Genomic DNA, 15,849 nt, shown 5'->3' with positions numbered 1-15,849 from the left:
ACACGAGTTGCCCGGGATGTTCTAAATACAGAAAGCGTGCTTCGCTCTACTGTTCCGGCCACGCTGTTTCCCGCTGAACAGGTTGGACCGTCTGCCGTATCGCCGGACTCAGTCGGTCGATCGATCCGCGAGCTTCGGCAACCGCAACCAGCAACTCGGCCAAATTCGTCAGGGTTGCGATGTATTCCTGTCGCCGCCGTTGCCAGCGAGCCGGCGCGTCGTCGTCAGCGAGGATCTCGAGTGAGCGCTCGCGAACGTCGATGTACTCGTCGAACTGCTCTGCCAGCCCCGCGCGCTCGAGTTCCTGAAACTCGCCGTACTCGTGGGTGTCCGTTCCACGATACCGGAACGCGGGCGTCCCGAGCAGTGCCGCTTCGGTGGCCATCGTGCCCGTATCGGCGACCAGCAGTGACGCCTCGGCCATCGCGTCGTGGATCAAGGCGGGGTGAAGATCGTACGGCCGGGCGGGTAGGTCCCGCAACTCCATCCGACCCCCTTCGTCCGAGACGAAGACGGTCGCGTGCTCGCTCAGTCGCTCGAGCAGGTCACGTCGCTGGGAGGGAGAGAAGCCTTCGATATCTGCATCGTGCAGCGCATCGAGGGCGTTGAATCGAGCGATGACGTAGGGCTCATCCGGGCCGACGCCGAGGAACTCACGGACGTTTTCGTCGCGGGAGAAGACGTCGGGATGGAGATACGCACACTCTTTGAATCCGGTGAACGTATAGTGGTTCTCGCCGAGATCACGGCGGGTGACCGCCGGTGAGAGGATCGTCTCCGCGAACGGACGAGAGACGGTGTGGTTGAAATCACCCGGTTCGTCGTCAAGGACGAGCACAACCGGCGACCGAGTGAGCGTGCCCGCATAGGCGGCGTACGGTCCCCGACCGAAGATGACGTCCGGATCGAATCGGACCGCTTCGCGGGCGATCGTGACGAACTGGCCACCGAGTTCACGGGCGAACCTGAGTTTCGAGTAGCTCTCGGTTCCGTGTGTGCCGTACACCCGATACGGCATCCCGAAAAAGTCGAGTAAGTCAGTCGTACAGGCGTACTCTCGAGTCAAGACCAGCACGTCGTGGCCTGCAGACTCGAGGCGATCAACGGCGTGTCGATACAGATGAACGTGCGCGGGCGTGTTCGCAAAGACGAGGATCCGCATTGAATCGAGATAGCCGCCGTCGGTGCTTTGTAATCGTATTGCTACGGCTCGAGACGGCAACACGCCGCGACTGCCGGAAACGGACATATGCGTGTATGTGAAGAAAACCCGCCAGTGATCGCCAGCGAACGAACCGTTACAGCACGTATTCCGGGATTGACGGCGGAGCCATCGACGCTGCAGACTGGATAACAAAACGGCTACAGCCCCTCTTTCCGGCAGTTCGAGATGCACGTCCTCACACTCACGACACACGCCGACGCCCCCTTCATGACCCAGCAGATGGCCGCTCTCGAGGATCGCGGCGTCTCGTTTTCGACGCTATCGGTCGCCGGCGAGGTCGACGCCGACACCGCACGGGGGCCGACCGACTACCTCCGCACCGTGCCGTCGGTGATCACCGAAGCGGGCAACGGGTACGACCTGATTCACGCACACTACGGGCTGACGGCTCCAATGGCGATTGCACAGCGTCAGACGCCGGTCGTGTTGTCGCTGTGGGGCTCGGACGTTCACGGTCCCGTCAAACCGATCAGCGTCGCGTCTGCGCCGCTGTGTGACGAGGTAATCGTCATGTCCGAGGGGATGCGAACGGAACTGGGACAGGACTGTCGGGTGATCCCCGACGGCGTCGATGTCGCACGATTCCAGCCGAAACCACAGGAACGGGCCCGCGAGGCCGTCGGCTGGGACGATGTCGGCGACGCCTATCAGGTACTCTTTCCGTACCCACCCGAACGCACGGTCAAAAACTACCCACGAGCGAAACGCATCGTCTCGGTGGTCGACAACCTGCTCGAGCGCCCCGTCGAACTCCGCGTCGTCCACGGCGTCGATCACGACGCGGTTTCGGACTACATGAACGCTGCAGACGCGCTGCTGTTGACTTCCGACAGCGAGGGGTCGCCGAACTCGGTGAAAGAGGCGCTGGCCTGTAACCTGCCCGTGGTCGCCACCGACGTCGGCGACGTTCGCGAACGGCTAGCTGGAGTCTCTCCCTCTCACGTCGCGACGACCGACGAGGAACTGATCGACGGGCTGATCGACGTCCTCCAACGCGAGGAACGCTCGAACGGCCGCGAGGCTGTCCACGAGGTCAGTATCGAACGAACCACGGATCAGTTGCTCGAGGTCTACGAACGAGTTGCGGATGCGGGACGACCGAAACGGGTGACGGCTGCCGTCGACGCAGTCATGCAGCGACATCGCTGACGGCAAATCCGACGTCTCACGCACGAAACGCACACGGAATGGCTATAGTAACAACTGAAACGATGTACACACAGATCGCGCAGTAGTCGTGCGATCTGGTGTGCAGTGACAGTCAGTGGCGACTATAGTTCTCCGACCGATACCAGTCCATCGTCTCGGGGAGCTGGTCCTCGAGTGGCCGGTACTCGTACCCAAGTTCGTCGCTGGCTTTTCTCGAGGAGTAAAACAGCCGCTGGGTCGCAAGTTGGGCCATCTGTCGGTCGAAGGGAAACATCCGGACGCCGGCGACTGAACCCGCGACTTCGGCGACCGGGCCGGCAGCGTGGATCGCCGTCGCCGGAACGCGGATTCGGGCGGGCGAGCCGTCGACGGCGTTGGCGATCCGAGAGACGGCCTGATTGTACGTGAGGTTCTCGCCGCCGAGGATGTAGTGCTCGCCGTTCGTGCCGCGTTCGGCAGCCGCGAGCAGGCCATCGACGACGTCCGAGACACCGACGATACTCAGCCCACCGGGGAGATAGGCAGGCATCGTCGGCTCGAGTCCCATCGACAGCAGTTGGGCGGTAAAGGCCTCGTCACCGGGGCCGAAGATCGACGTCGGATGGACGGTGACGGCGTCGCCGTCGGTCTCGGCGTACTGGTCGACCAGTTGTTCAGCCTGTGCTTTCGAGGACTGATAGGCCCCGACGGGCGTGGCGACGTCGGTTTCGTCCGCTACGACGGCATCGTCGGGCGGTCGGCGCGTCCCGGCCGTACTGGTAAAGACGAGTCGCCCAGCCTCACAGTCGCGACAGACCTCGATGACGTTTCGGGTCCCGTCGACGTTGACCCGTTCGACCGTCTCGGGGCTGGCGTTCCAGAGACTGACGCCAGCGAGATGGAAGACCACGTCGGCTCCGTCGACCAGCGATCGTAGCGTCCCGTCGTCGAACAGATCGCCGACGTGCCAGTCGACGCCCTCGAGGTCGCCACGATCCGACGTCGGCCGGCTCAGGCCACGAACGTCCCAGCCATCCTCGAGCAAGCGCTCACAGAGTCGCGAGCCGAGAAAGCCCGTCGCGCCGGTGACGGCTGCAGTGTGGTCCGTCATCGGCGTTGCTCCAGTTGTGGCGGGACGGCGTCACCGGCTACCGCCGCGTACAGTCGATAGGCAGTCGAGACAGCCGGGTGCGTGTCATCCGGCGGCGGCAACTCGCCATCAGGCAGCCGCCGTCGCAGTGCTGTGAGGTCGACATCGTCGCCCGTCGCGCTTTCGACAGTGATCGACGGCTCGTCGGCACCGAGTGCGTGTTTGAGCACCGGGTCCGACTCGAGCGAGCGATCGAGCAACGACGCACCGATCGCGTCGACCTGTGGTGTCGGTCCCGTCGCCAACGTGTCGGCTGCGATCGGGTCGCCGCCGTAGGCAGTCGTCGCGTCCAGCACGGAGAACGCGGGCTCGATCGCACGCATCGCGCCGAGAGCAGTCAGATCAGCGTCGGCGACGCTGGCGGTGAGTCGGCCGAGCGTTCGTATCCCGCCAGCGACGGAGCCGGCTCGAGTGGGGCGCAACGTCGGCACGACGATTACAGTGCTCTCGAGCAGTCGATCTGGGACGGAGACCGAAAGCTGCTGTTCCGGAACCGAGACGACACAGTCCCGTCGAGACTCCTCGGCGAGGTCGACGAGGTCGACATCGAACCGATCGAGAACGGAGGGGTACCCCAGATAGCCGGCAGCGCGGTCGAACGCGATGGTGTCGTCGGTCGCCCCGGAAACGGCGATGTCAGCCCCGGTCTGAGCCTGAAGCACGGCAGCGATCGAGCCGACAACGGCAGGATCGGTGACCATCCCCGATGAGGGATGGAACGGGTAGTGAGCGTCGGGAACGAGCGTAATTCGGTCGACGTCAGAATGCGAGTCTGCATACGGCTCGAGCACGGCGCGAACTGGCGACTCGAGAAGGGCTAGCCGCCGGTCGGTATCGGTCGTCCAGCCGCCGCGTCGCTCTGGAACGTCGACGGTGGCGACGTGGACGCTCACGTCATCACCTCCGGCACCTCGAGTGTGTCGCTCTCGGCCGCCTCGGCCAGTTCGTAGGCGGTCTCGGCGAGTTCGAGTGTCCGCCGGCCGTCGGCCCCATCGACTGGCGGCGTCTCGCCTTCGCGAACGGCAGTACAGAAGTCCGCCAGCGCGTCGTAGTGAGCCTGCAAGTAGAACGTCGGGCCGAAGACGTCCGGTCCACTGCCAGTGAGCCGGCTTGCGACGTTCGACAGGGCGGACGTCGCTGCACTCGCATAGAAGTTCTCGGGGAGATGATCTTGATTGCTGATCGTCCCCGTGATCCCCTCGAGCCGTAATCGCGTATTGACTTCCGGAAGCTGTTCCCACTGGTAGGTTCCACAGTGGAGCGTGATCGCCGTCCCCGTCTCCGGTGCCTGAAGCAACACCGTCGCGGCGTCTTCGGCGGGAATGTCGAGGCTCTGTCCCATCGTCGCGTCCCGAACCTCGAGGTCGCCAAAGAGCCACTCGAGGACGTCGAAACAGTGAACGCCGAGTTCGATCAGCGAGCCGCCACCAGCGGCATCGGGATCGAGCGGCCATTCCGGCGGCGCGTCGTCGGCGGGTGGCCGACCGAGTGGGTGGTCGTTGAGCCGCGTGATCGAGGCGTACGGGACGTGGCCGACAGCGCCGTCGTCGTAGTCGTCCTTGACGCCAGCCATATCGGGCTGGTAGCGAAGCGTGTGGTCGACGCCGACGGCGATATTCGCCTCACGAGCCGTCTCGAGCAGTTCGTCGGCTTCGTCAGTCGAGCGAGCGAGTGGTTTCTCGACGAAAACGTCGACACCAGCGTCTGCGGCACACTCAACGGCGTCGGCGTGGAGAAACGGTGGGAGCGCGACGACCGCCACGTCGAGGTCTTCGGCCTCGAGCAGCGTCGTGTAGTCGTCGTACGTGCGGGCCACACCGGCGCGTTCGGCCCGGTCGCGATTCGCCGGGAGCGCATCAGCAGCCGCGACGACGTCGACGTCGGGCATCGCGAGTGCCGATTTCAGGTGAACCATGCCGATGTTTCCGACACCAAGGACGCCAAGAGAGAGTGCGTTCGAGTCGGCCCATCGACCGAGAAGTGTTGATGGCATCTGCTCCAGACCGGGCCGGGAGCGGGCTTTGTTATCGTTTTCATATCCACAGCTGTAGTACGCCCCTTCGGATCGGTCGTGTTCTCCGTTCACATACCGACGACGGGTTTGGGACGGCGCTGGTCGTCCAGCTAAGCGGACAAGCACCTTGCTAACGACCGTTCATACTGTTGGTGTTGGACAGCACTCTTCGAAGAGCAGTCGCGCGACTGCGGCCGTCACGCTCGAGGACGACTTCAGTTCCAGCTCGCTTTCGCCTCGGTGTTGAGGCGAGTTGAGACGCCATCGACACCGCGTGATTGCCGGACTCGACGTGTCACATCGGCCATCGTTTCGACGACGAGATCGGACTCCGAGCGACGACGCTCGAGATACGAGAGAATCGCCCGCATTCGTTTGTCATCGCGTTCGGTCGTCAGGTTGTTCGGGTGCAGCCACATATGAAACGTGCCGTCGTGAGTCACAGCCTCGTCGATACCGCGGCGAGCAAGGGCGACCATCGGATCTGTCCAGATCGACTCCGCAAGCGTCCGAGCCGTCCCTTCGAACCCGAACAGAAACAGCGATGCCGGCACGTTCACCAGCCCGTAGTCGTCGATGTAGGGGTCGACGAGCAACGACTGATCGCGAACCATCGAATCGAACACGGCGCGTGCACCCTCGCGGTTCGGGGTCCACCCTCGATAAGCCGAGACACCGTACTCCGCGAGGACATCGCGATGGCCAACGGCGTTTCGCGGATAGATAAACGACTCGAACGAACAGCCCCACTCAGTCGCGATTTCGATGCTCCGCTCGAGTTCGGCAGCGGCGAGTTCCCGATCCGTCTCGGGATGGCCGAACAGCACGTGCGAGAACGTGTGGCTGGCGAACTCGTGGTCGACGTCCGACTCGAGGAGGGCAGTCACCAGATCACAGCCGAATCGCAGGTCCTTTCGATCCTGCCACTCGCCGCGTTCGCGTTCGAACCAGCCATCCGGGGCCGGGTGCTGGGCATGGGTCCCGTCACAGGACTCGAGCATGAGGTGGCCGACGACGGCCCACGTCGCCGGAACGTCGAACTCCTCGAGCAACTCGAGCATCACTGTCCAGCCGCGACGACCCGATTCGACCCGCTCGATCGGCAGTCTCTCGAGATCGTGAAACCCCCAGCCGAGTTCGGCATCGAGGGAGAGCACGACGCTACCCACAGTATCCACCACCAGCGGACACCCATAGCATGTGGCTCATAGAGCGATGCTGTCCGACGGACGGTTTTGTTATGGGTTACCTTTCGTTGCTGATAGCTTCGATAACGGGCGACGTAGTGGGTCAGTACGGGGAACGAAACCCGTCGTACACTATCTAGTGAATTTCGGCAGTAGAACGACTAAATCGACCACACACCGGTACAGTGTGGCATGAAATCTCCCCATAACAAAGCGGTCATCTCGGTATCTGGAGGACAGCAGGCGTCTTCGACGTCTCAATATCCAATCATGAGCAGGTCCTCTCCGACAGCCGAGCGAGCATTCGTGCTCGGATTCGACGGCGTACCGTGGAAACTCATCGAGCAATGGAGCGACGAGGGCGAACTCCCGAACTTCGCCCGAATGCGTGATGAGGGCGCGTCCGGAACGCTCGAGAGTACACAGCCCGCAACGACACCGCTGGCGTGGCCATCGATTGCGACGGGTGTGTGGCCGGACAAACACGGGATCTATGGCTTTCAAAACCTCTCGTCCGGCTACTCCCACGAGATGTACACGAGCCACGATCTCCAGCAGCCGACGCTCTGGGAGCAGGTCGAACCAGCCCACGTCGGCAACGTCCCAATGACCTATCCCGCCAAGGAGATCGATGGGACGATGGTAACGGGGATGATGACGCCATCGACGGAAAAATCGTACACACATCCGCCCGACCTCAAATCGCGGATCGAGTCGCACATTCCCGACTACGAGATTAGCCTCGACTACCCCGACTACGCCAACCGACTCGACGAGTTCGAGGGAGCCGTCGACGACATGCTCGCAAATCGCCGGAAACTCATGCAGTTGCAGATGGACGAGGCCGGCGACGACTGGCGACTCTTCTTTTTCGTCTACACGGCCCCTGACCGCTTCCAGCATCTCATCTGGGATATGGATCGACTGCGAAACCACTACAAAAAACTCGACGAAATTTTGGGCGAGGTGATAGAATACACGGATCGCCACGACGCCGACCTCTACGTCGTCTCCGACCACGGCTTTGGCCCGATCGAGGAACTGGTCTACGTCAACCACTTCCTCGAGACGGAAGGATACCTGTTCAGAGAAGAAGACGACGGCGCTCGCGGTGCACTGGCGAGTCTCGGCATCTCTCGGGATCGTATCACGGACGCACTCGACCGAATCGGGATCTCCGAGGAGATGATTGTCTCGACGCTCCCCCGGGCGCTCGTCGATTCGGTCGCCGAACAGATTCCGGGCGATCACGCGCTGTACGACGTCGATTACGACCGGACGGTTGCGTTCGTTCACGGTGCCGGCAACTGTTATATCAACGACACCGAGCGCTTCGAAAGCGGTGTGGTCGAACCGAATAAGATTCCGACGATCAAAGCCGAACTGACCGACCTGTTCGAGTCGGTAACGGACGACAGCGGCGAGCGGATGCTCGATGTCTTCGATGGCGACGAACTGTTCCCGACCGACGACGGATCGCCGGATCTGGTCGTCAACGGCCACGGCGTCTATGAGGCTCGCAACGCACTCACTGGTGAGCCGACCGGTGACACCGGGACGTACGCTGCGAGTCACGAAAAGGAGGGAATCGTCCTCTGTCGTGGGCCGTCGGTCGACGCCGGCGCAACGCTTCGCGGTGCACGCGTCGTCGACATTGCCCCGACCCTGCTTCACGGTATCGGCGAACCGGTTCCGAAAAACGCCGACGGGCGCGTGCTGTTCGACGCCTTCGACGCAGAGAGCACACCCGCAGGGACCAAAGTCGAACGAACCGGCGTGTCGAAAACCGATCACGGCGAGGGCGTCGACGACGACTTCACCGACGTCGAGGATCGGCTGAAAGGACTCGGCTACATGGAGTGAGCGCCGACCAGCCAGGAGCGCCGCGGACCGTACTGTAACGACAGCTGAACTGATTTGCACACCCATCGCAGGGCCATTGTGCGATGGACTGTACAGTGATGGTCAGTGGCGACGATACTACTCAAGTCTGTGCGAACTGTCGACCACGACCGACGCGTGACCGGGCTGCTGTCGTCGATGACCGTTGCTCACCAACCCCGCCGCCGTGGTCGGGACAGCAGACCGGTTGCCGAGGTCGCATCGACAGAGGAGAGGTCGGTAGGCGATGCGTTATATACATAACTATGGCTATAATTAAGCGATCGAACCATGTTCACGGCGCATACGTCCGCCGAGACGCCAGCTCCGGTCGACCGCGACGGAACCCGATCGAACGCGGCGTACTCGAGTACGCGGACCACCAACGTGAGACCAATGAACCGGTACAAAACACTGTTTGGCATTGCACGTACAGCGGTCGGCGTCGTGGCACGTATCAGGGCCAGCGTGTTCGCGTCAGGCACTGACGAGCGAACCGAACGTTCGCAGTCAACAGCGACGGTCCACCTCGAGGCAGATGGGAAGGTCGCCCCCATCCGAACGCGGGCTCGAGGGCTGTGGAACAGACTCACCGAGTTGCCATCCCGGTATCTCGATCCGATTTTCCGAACGCCGTAGGAGTCGTCGACTCGAGTGCGAACATATCAGTCTGTGCGTCTCTCCACTGCGAGAGAGTGTCTGTTATTCGACTCTTTACTAAGAGCGTGTCTGTCGCGGGCATAGATGATCGACCAGAGTATGATTCGAGGGCAATGGCACGACGATTCGACCGCGAGTAACGGACGAAACCGCCGAGAGATTGGACCAGCAGTAGTCCACGGGCGACTCGAGAATGACGCGGACAGCGCTCCCGGTGCTGAGAGAGACGCCGTCGGCGTCGACGCCAACCGATCGAACGAGGTGATCGTCTGATGGACGTCCTGTCGGTCGTCGGTGCCAGACCACAGTTCGTCAAGGCGGCTGCCGTCTCACAGCAGCTCCGAGGCGAGCACGACGAACGCCTCGTTCACACCGGTCAACACTACGATACCGAGCTCTCAGCGGTGTTTTTCGACGAACTCGCGCTGCCCGAACCCGAGTTTCACCTCGGCGTCGGCTCCGATTCCCATGCCCGCCAGACCGCCGCGATGATGACCGAGCTAGAGCGGATCATCGACGACGAATCGCCGGATGTCGTCCTCGTTTACGGCGACACCAACTCGACGCTCGCGGGCGCACTCGTGGCAGCGAAGTCGTCGCCACTGCTCGCTCACGTCGAGGCTGGATTGCGATCACACGACTGGTCGATGCCCGAGGAGGTCAACCGGCGACTCACCGACCACTGCTCGGATCTGCTGTTCACGCCGGGCCCCCACGCGAAAGCGACCCTCGAACAAGAAGGGATCACCGACGGCGTGTTCGTCACGGGCGATGTGATGTACGATACGTTGCTTCAGATTCGTGATAGGCTCCATACGCACGGAACAGAGGAGTCCGACGTTCCAGACGAGTACGTCCTCGCGACGGTCCACCGCGCCAAGAACACGGACAACCAGGATCGGCTCGAGTCGATCATCGACGCGTTCGAACACCTCGACACCCCGGTGGTCTTCCCCGCCCATCCACGGACGGTCGCCGCCCTCCGCGAGTACGGGCTCTGGGAGCGCACAGCCGCGGCAACCCATGTCATCGAGCCCGTCAACTACGGGCGGTTCATCACGCTCGTCGAAGGAGCCACCTGTGTCGCGACGGACTCCGGCGGCGTCCAGAAGGAGGCGTTCTATCTGGATACACCCTGTGTCACCCTTCGAGAGACGACTGAGTGGATCGAGACTGTCGATGCCGGATGGAACGTACTCGTCGGCGCGGACACGGATCAGATCGTCGACGCCGTCCGCGCCGCTGCCGACCCGCCGGCAAAGCCCGACCTCTACGGCAGTGGCAACGCGGCGACGCGAATCGTCCGCCACCTCGAGCAACAGGTCGAGTCGTAAGCGGCCTCAAGCGACGGACGCAGACTCGATCGACACGAAGGGGTCGATTGAAGATCGACCACAGACTTCCGCTGAACCGACTCGTATCGCTGCAGGCACCCAGTACCGCGCCCATAACTAACCACTCGAGGCGGCTGCGTTCCCCTGATGTGGCCATGGGAGCATGCGATAGTCGGCTATCTCGCCTACTCACTGTTCAGTCGGCTCTACTACCGAGAGTCGCCGACCGGACTCGCGGCGTTTGCGGCCGTGTTCGCGTCGGTCCTCCCGGATCTCATCGATAAGCCACTGGCTTGGGAGTTCGGCGTGTTTCAGACCGGCTATGCGCTGGGACATTCGGTTTTCTTTGCGATTCCGCTCGCAATCGGAGTTGGGCTCGTGGCTCGAGCAGTCGGTCGGACGCCGGCCGGAATCGCGTTCGGAATCGGCTATCTGCTGCACTTGCCCTCGGACGTGCTCGACGGCTACCTCCGTGGCGGAGCGTACCATCCCGAACTGATGTTCTGGCCCGTCGAGACGGTCGGAGCACACGACCACGGTCAGGGGTTTCTCGAGCAGTTCACGCGGCTGTTCAGCCAGTACCAGCAGGCGCTACTGGCGGGCGACCTCTCGACGTACGTCTGGCTCCAGCTCGGGCTGGCGACGGTTGCAGCGATCGTCTGGATTGCAGACGGTGCACCCGTGCTTCGGGAGTGTCTTCTCGGTGGGAAACGGCTTCTCACGAGCCTGCGTCCGCAGCGCAACCGCTCAGAGTCGAACGGACGGAAATAGCGGTGAAACGATACCCGAGACACCGTTGTCGTCTGTGAAACAGTCGCTCGGCTGGCGGTATGGACATCCAATGAATGCGTAATGTCGTCGTTTACTATCCTATTGGGTCCGGTGATAGTGAAGTAGTAATGAGTGAACCGATTCGGCGCGATCGGCTCTCGAGAGGTGGCCCTGCCTCGAGGTCGATCGTCGACGGACACGACCGAACCATTCAGGTGCCGTCCGACGACCAACAGCTCTCGCGTGTCGACGACCTCCCAACTGATGCCGAGTTCGGGCTGTGTCTAACCCACGACGTCGACCGGCCGCACAAAGGCCTCCGGTCGCTGTACTACGCAACTCAGGAACGTCCCCGTTACCACCTCCGAACGGCGCTGGACTCGTCGAACCCGTACTGGCAGTTCGGCGAGATTATGCAACTCGAGGACGAGTTGGGTGTCCGCTCTGCGTTTTATTTCCTGAACGAGCAACATCTGCTCACAGACCGGCCGGCCAGCGAGTGGGTGGTACCGTCGAACTGGGTTCAACACCTCGGACGATACGACATTACCAGCAACGAAATCAGTGCCGTCATTCAGGCGCTCGACGCCGGCGGCTGGGAGGTTGGCCTTCACGGCTCCTATCACTCGCCGACCGATCGAAATCGGTTACACGAAGAGAAAACCGCTCTCGAGGCCGTTCTTGGAGGCCCCGTCACCGGTGGCCGCCAACATCACCTCCGGCTGACAGTGCCGGAGACGTGGCACCACCATCGGGAGATCGGCCTCGAGTACGACACGAGTCTCGGCTCGACGACGGAGTGTGGCTTCCACGGCGGCTACCAGCCGCTCAGGCCGTTCGACGACGAGTTCGTCGTCTTCCCGCTGACAATTATGGATCAGGCGTTGCCGGACCCCGGAACGAGCTTCGAGGCTGCCCGCCGAACCTGTGAGCGACTGCTGACGGAGGCTGCGGCCAACGACGCCGTCATGACGGTGCTCTGGCATCCACGGTATTTCAACGAACAGGAGTTTCCCGGCCACCGCACGCTGTATCGCTGGCTGATCGAGCGAGCACAGGAACTCGGCGCGTGGATCGGCTCACCCGGTGCGTTCCGCAACGCAATCGCAGAAGAAAGCGACCACGAAAGCGCCACAGACGCACAGACGGCACCAGTAGCACCCGGAGGGGCAGAAACGCCCTCGAGCGCTCGCCCATCACCCGTGGAGGACGACGTATGAGGGCGAACTCGCTAGCCGTCATCGCCGTCGCCGTCCTCTTGATCGTCGGTGGCGTCGGTGGCGTCGGTGGCTTCGTGCAGCCGTCCGCCGCGAATACGGGTACCGCGTCGACAAATGTTCAACCAGCCGATAGCTACGTCGTCGAGCAAGGCGAGTTCTGCCATCCGATCGAGCCACTGACGACTGGCGGCACAGTCGAGTCGTTCTACGACTACCGAAACCACGAAACGCATCCCGAAGACGTGGACCGAATGTACAGTTCCTACGGCACCCAACACCTGCAAGAAGACGACACCAGTCTGCTCTTCTTACATCAGGGAACCGATGGGATGAGCCTCGTCATGATCCACGATCAGGTCGATGGCGAGACCGAAGGCGGCGCTGTCACGTTCGATATCGTCGGCCTGCCAGCCGAGGCAGCGTGGGTCGTCCAGGACGACCTCTACGACGGCGAGACGAACATGGCAACGTGGGGGAGCGGTGACGGTTGGGCCTCCGCGTCCTGGATTTGGAGCGATGCCAGAACCGACGGCGGGGCGATTCAGGGTGGTCTCAACGACGAGTTCGCCGTGACGATTCAGCCGGCGTTCAACGAGGACGCAGAACACTACGACAACGACGACCTGTACGATCCCGAGTTCCACGGCGACGGTGTGATCGACGACTGGGAAGTGCTCTCCGGCGACGCCGACGACCCGGACCGCACGGCGCTTCCATCGCTCGAGGAGCCAGTCACGATCCGGACCGGAACGTGTGACAGCCCGTCGGTCTCGTACGACCGAACTGACGACGGGACAACCGCCAGTATCGACCGTGCGACAGCCGAGGACCGAATCGCCCTGCAGCCAACGGCTGGAACGGCCGACGGCGTCACGTTCGAGCAGGTCGACGTGACCGGAATCGAAGACAGCGCGTCGGTCACGTTCGAAGACCGACAGCCCGACGACCTGCCATCCGCCCCGCCTGACGTCGACTCGCTATCGTCCCTGACGATGACCGGCGACTCGATCCAGAACGCCTCGGCGACAGTCACCGTCAGCGTCGAGGCAGAACTCCTCGAGGAACACGGCCTCGAGCCCGACGAACTCGCACTCTACGAAGCCAGCGGTGGCGAGTGGATCGAAGCCGAAACCACGGTGAGCGGCGAATCGGGCACGACGTATCAGTTCACCGCGGAGATCGACTCGCTCGAGGCCGTCACGGTGGCCCAACAGCAGTCGACGGGGTCCGAGTCGGCGATCCCCGGATTTGAGGTCGGGATCGCCGTCGTGGCGATCGCACTGCTCGCCGCGCTGTGGGCGGTGCGCAGTCGCGATCAGTAACAGTCGTTGGTAGCACAATTTCGTTATTCAGCGTTGGTCGTGAAACTCGCACTCAGTACGGGGGAGGGTACAGACCGTTGGGATTGTTTAAGAGAGTCGATTGACGACCTGCTCGGCGACTTTTCCAGCGACCCACATACCGACTAAAAATGCTGCTGCGACGACTGTAATTCCTACAGCAGAGGTAACTAACCAGTTGAGTTGAAAGCTATTAAGTACCCCTACAAAAACCCCGTAAACGACATACATCACGGGTAAACCGATTGCAAAGGCGGAACCGAAATAGACCACACTGGACAGTGCCAGCGAGCGACGGCTTTGTGTGTGGTTTGAAACCATCTTGTTATTGTTTTAACACACATCACTATATGTTTTGCCAAGAATATCTATCAATAACGCTCAGTTCGCACGGATAGTTGCCGAAATCCCTGGTTCAGTTTCAAGAGCACTTGTGAATAACGAAATCGTGCGATTATCTACTAGCAACGATAGTGCAGTCGGGATCGTTGGGAGCGCCTGACCTCATTGCCGTGCAGTAATGCGTTTTGACCGCTTCCTTGGGAGCGGGACCTCGGTGCTCTACTGGATGTCTGCAGTGGCCTCGAATGTGTAGCCGTGGCCCACATCGCCGCCAGTGAACTCGCCGTCGATCCGCTCGCTGAACTCGAGTAATCCGGTCCCTGCCGAACCAGTTACTCCTCATCAGAGCGAGTCGAGTCCCGTCACGTCCATCGGACAGGGTCAGAAAAACGCTGGAGTCGAACAGACACAGTCGATCAGTTCACAGCCCGTTCAGTCGCCACCGACACCGACCGACGTCACCGGTTCGGGCTCTGGCGTCTGTCCGAACTGCTCGAGTGCCTCGAGGTCAGCGACGAAGCCCTGATTTTTCGCCACGTCGACGATAACGTCGGTGAGATTGACCTTGTCCGAAAGCAGTGCGTTTCGTCGCCGCTGCCACGTCTGTGCGATATCGTCGGCCTCGAGCAGCGCCACCGCCCGGTCGATGATCTCGTCCGCCGACGAGACGTTGTAGATCAGATCCCGGTTCTCGAGTTCGACGAAGTTCCCCATGTCGTCGTCGCCGACGAAAGAGTTCGACCGAATCGCCGGCGTGCCGAGCAGCGCTGCTTCGGTAACCATCGTCTGCGTATCGGCAACGAGCAGGTCGGCCTCGGCGAGTGCGTCGTGCATCAACGCGGGGTGGAGATCGAAGGAGCGAGCCGAGAGCCCCTCGAGGTCGGTGTCGCCGCCCTCGTCGGAGACGAGCACTGTCACGTCGTCGCCGAGTCGGTCGACGAGTCGGCGACAGTCGTCATCAGAGAGCCCCCGTTTTCCGACATCGTGCTGTGAGCCGAAGGCGTTGAGTCTGAGGATGGCGTAGGGTTCGTCGGCCTCGAGGCCGAGTCGCTGTCTGACCGATGGGTCGGACTCGTACGTTTCCGGATGGAGGTACGCACACTCTTTGAATCCGGGGAACACGTAGTGGTTCTCGCCCAATTCTTTCCGGAAGGTATTCGGTGTGAGAATAGTGCGGGCAAACGGCGTCGAGATCGTGTGATCGAACGATGCGGGCTCGGAGTCGATCAGTAACACCGTCGGTGTTCGCGTTACTGCGCCGGTGTGTGCCGCGTACCCACCCATGCCGAAGACGAGGTCCGGATCGAACCGTCGAGCGTGCGTGATCGCACGGGCGTAGTGGGCCGGCAACCGACTCAACAGCGAGCCTTTCGACGTCTCACAGGCACCGTAGACGACGTAGGGCAGATCGTACCACTCGAGTAAATCAACCGTGCAGGTGTAATCTCGAGCGAGGACAAGGACCTCGTGGCCGCGGTCACGCAGCCGCTGGACAGCGTGTTTGTACAGGTGGACGTGTGCCGGCGTGTTCGTGAAAAACAGGTAGTTCATGCTGAATAGCACCCTCGCATGAGAGACAGGTATTCCATCAGGAGGG

The 15,849-nt window shown here is 61.9% G+C and carries 15 protein-coding genes; 8 read left to right on the top strand and 7 right to left on the bottom strand.

All coding sequences use genetic code 11. The features are described 5' to 3' along the window. Nucleotides 1-46: 46 nt before the first annotated feature. Nucleotides 47-1,162, bottom strand: a complete 1,116-nt coding sequence (locus C495_RS00510) for a DUF354 domain-containing protein (RefSeq protein ID WP_008158950.1) — start codon at nt 1,160-1,162, stop codon at nt 47-49. 228 nt (nt 1,163-1,390) lie between these two features. On the opposite strand from C495_RS00510, the gene C495_RS00505 reads away from it, so the two are divergent. Continuing rightward, complete coding sequence (locus C495_RS00505; protein ID WP_008158948.1) at nt 1,391-2,374, top strand: glycosyltransferase; 984 nt, start codon at nt 1,391-1,393, stop codon at nt 2,372-2,374. 112 nt (nt 2,375-2,486) lie between these two features. On the opposite strand, the gene C495_RS00500 is transcribed toward C495_RS00505, so the two are convergent. From C495_RS00500 to C495_RS00485, 4 genes are all read right to left on the bottom strand, one after another. Continuing rightward, complete coding sequence (locus tag C495_RS00500) at nt 2,487-3,464, bottom strand: NAD-dependent epimerase/dehydratase family protein (protein WP_008158946.1); 978 nt, start codon at nt 3,462-3,464, stop codon at nt 2,487-2,489. Further along, nucleotides 3,461-4,396 (bottom strand): DUF362 domain-containing protein, encoded by a 936-nt coding sequence (locus tag C495_RS00495; protein ID WP_008158944.1) that lies wholly within the window; start codon nt 4,394-4,396, stop codon nt 3,461-3,463. The genes C495_RS00500 and C495_RS00495 overlap by 4 nt, the downstream gene beginning before the upstream one ends. Next, nucleotides 4,393-5,496 carry a Gfo/Idh/MocA family protein gene (locus tag C495_RS00490; protein WP_049890061.1) on the bottom strand — a complete coding sequence of 368 codons (1,104 nt, stop codon included), beginning with the start codon at nt 5,494-5,496 and terminating at the stop codon, nt 4,393-4,395. The genes C495_RS00495 and C495_RS00490 overlap by 4 nt, the downstream gene beginning before the upstream one ends. 236 nt (nt 5,497-5,732) lie before the next feature. Beyond that, nucleotides 5,733-6,686 (bottom strand): polysaccharide deacetylase family protein, encoded by a 954-nt coding sequence (locus C495_RS00485; protein WP_049890069.1) that lies wholly within the window; start codon nt 6,684-6,686, stop codon nt 5,733-5,735. A 288-nt stretch (nt 6,687-6,974) separates the two neighbouring features. On the opposite strand from C495_RS00485, the gene C495_RS00480 reads away from it, so the two are divergent. The 7 genes from C495_RS00480 (at nt 6,975) to C495_RS00450 (ending at nt 13,892) form a co-directional block, all read left to right on the top strand. After that, the gene (locus tag C495_RS00480; RefSeq protein ID WP_049890060.1) at nt 6,975-8,567 is read left to right on the top strand and encodes an alkaline phosphatase family protein; all 1,593 of its coding nucleotides are present in this window, start codon (nt 6,975-6,977) and stop codon (nt 8,565-8,567) included. A 465-nt stretch (nt 8,568-9,032) separates the two neighbouring features. Continuing rightward, the gene (locus C495_RS17475) at nt 9,033-9,224 is read left to right on the top strand and encodes a hypothetical protein (protein WP_152418831.1); all 192 of its coding nucleotides are present in this window, start codon (nt 9,033-9,035) and stop codon (nt 9,222-9,224) included. Between the two features lie 105 nt (nt 9,225-9,329). After that, nucleotides 9,330-9,518: a hypothetical protein gene (locus tag C495_RS00470; protein WP_008158937.1), complete on the top strand. Its 189-nt coding sequence runs from the start codon at nt 9,330-9,332 to the stop codon at nt 9,516-9,518. Further along, nucleotides 9,518-10,579: a non-hydrolyzing UDP-N-acetylglucosamine 2-epimerase gene (wecB, locus tag C495_RS00465; RefSeq protein WP_008158936.1), complete on the top strand. Its 1,062-nt coding sequence runs from the start codon at nt 9,518-9,520 to the stop codon at nt 10,577-10,579. Before C495_RS00470 ends, wecB begins: the two co-directional genes overlap by 1 nt. Before the next feature lie 147 nt (nt 10,580-10,726). After that, a complete protein-coding gene (locus C495_RS00460) occupies nt 10,727-11,350 on the top strand; it encodes a metal-dependent hydrolase (protein WP_008158934.1) in 624 nt (207 codons plus the stop codon). A 128-nt stretch (nt 11,351-11,478) separates the two neighbouring features. Further along, a complete protein-coding gene (locus C495_RS00455; RefSeq protein ID WP_008158932.1) occupies nt 11,479-12,570 on the top strand; it encodes a polysaccharide deacetylase family protein in 1,092 nt (363 codons plus the stop codon). Further along, nucleotides 12,567-13,892 (top strand): hypothetical protein, encoded by a 1,326-nt coding sequence (locus C495_RS00450; RefSeq protein ID WP_008158931.1) that lies wholly within the window; start codon nt 12,567-12,569, stop codon nt 13,890-13,892. The genes C495_RS00455 and C495_RS00450 overlap by 4 nt, the downstream gene beginning before the upstream one ends. An 87-nt stretch (nt 13,893-13,979) precedes the next feature. On the opposite strand, the gene C495_RS17470 is transcribed toward C495_RS00450, so the two are convergent. Both C495_RS17470 and C495_RS00445 read right to left on the bottom strand, forming a co-directional pair. Beyond that, the gene (locus tag C495_RS17470; RefSeq protein ID WP_152418830.1) at nt 13,980-14,231 is read right to left on the bottom strand and encodes a hypothetical protein; all 252 of its coding nucleotides are present in this window, start codon (nt 14,229-14,231) and stop codon (nt 13,980-13,982) included. 453 nt (nt 14,232-14,684) lie between these two features. After that, the gene (locus C495_RS00445; RefSeq protein ID WP_008158929.1) at nt 14,685-15,803 is read right to left on the bottom strand and encodes a DUF354 domain-containing protein; all 1,119 of its coding nucleotides are present in this window, start codon (nt 15,801-15,803) and stop codon (nt 14,685-14,687) included. Nucleotides 15,804-15,849: the final 46 nt, after the last annotated feature.

Origin of the sequence: Natronorubrum sulfidifaciens JCM 14089 (assembly GCF_000337735.1) — an archaeon.
Taxonomy (GTDB): Archaea; Halobacteriota; Halobacteria; order Halobacteriales; family Natrialbaceae; genus Natronorubrum; species Natronorubrum sulfidifaciens.
The sequence above is the reverse complement of the archived record's forward strand: the minus strand, read 5'-3'. Positions and strand labels throughout refer to the sequence as shown.

Coding starts and splice junctions, on each gene's coding strand:
- C495_RS17470 (WP_152418830.1), bottom strand. CDS start 14,231: ATGGTTTCAAACCACACACAAAGCCGTCGCTCGCTGGCACTGTCCAGT.
- C495_RS00480 (WP_049890060.1), top strand. CDS start 6,975: ATGAGCAGGTCCTCTCCGACAGCCGAGCGAGCATTCGTGCTCGGATTC.
- wecB (WP_008158936.1), top strand. CDS start 9,518: ATGGACGTCCTGTCGGTCGTCGGTGCCAGACCACAGTTCGTCAAGGCG.
- C495_RS00505 (WP_008158948.1), top strand. CDS start 1,391: ATGCACGTCCTCACACTCACGACACACGCCGACGCCCCCTTCATGACC.
- C495_RS00445 (WP_008158929.1), bottom strand. CDS start 15,803: ATGAACTACCTGTTTTTCACGAACACGCCGGCACACGTCCACCTGTAC.
- C495_RS00470 (WP_008158937.1), top strand. CDS start 9,330: ATGATCGACCAGAGTATGATTCGAGGGCAATGGCACGACGATTCGACC.
- C495_RS00450 (WP_008158931.1), top strand. CDS start 12,567: ATGAGGGCGAACTCGCTAGCCGTCATCGCCGTCGCCGTCCTCTTGATC.
- C495_RS00490 (WP_049890061.1), bottom strand. CDS start 5,496: ATGCCATCAACACTTCTCGGTCGATGGGCCGACTCGAACGCACTCTCT.
- C495_RS00510 (WP_008158950.1), bottom strand. CDS start 1,162: ATGCGGATCCTCGTCTTTGCGAACACGCCCGCGCACGTTCATCTGTAT.
- C495_RS00460 (WP_008158934.1), top strand. CDS start 10,727: ATGTGGCCATGGGAGCATGCGATAGTCGGCTATCTCGCCTACTCACTG.
- C495_RS00455 (WP_008158932.1), top strand. CDS start 11,479: ATGAGTGAACCGATTCGGCGCGATCGGCTCTCGAGAGGTGGCCCTGCC.
- C495_RS00500 (WP_008158946.1), bottom strand. CDS start 3,464: ATGACGGACCACACTGCAGCCGTCACCGGCGCGACGGGCTTTCTCGGC.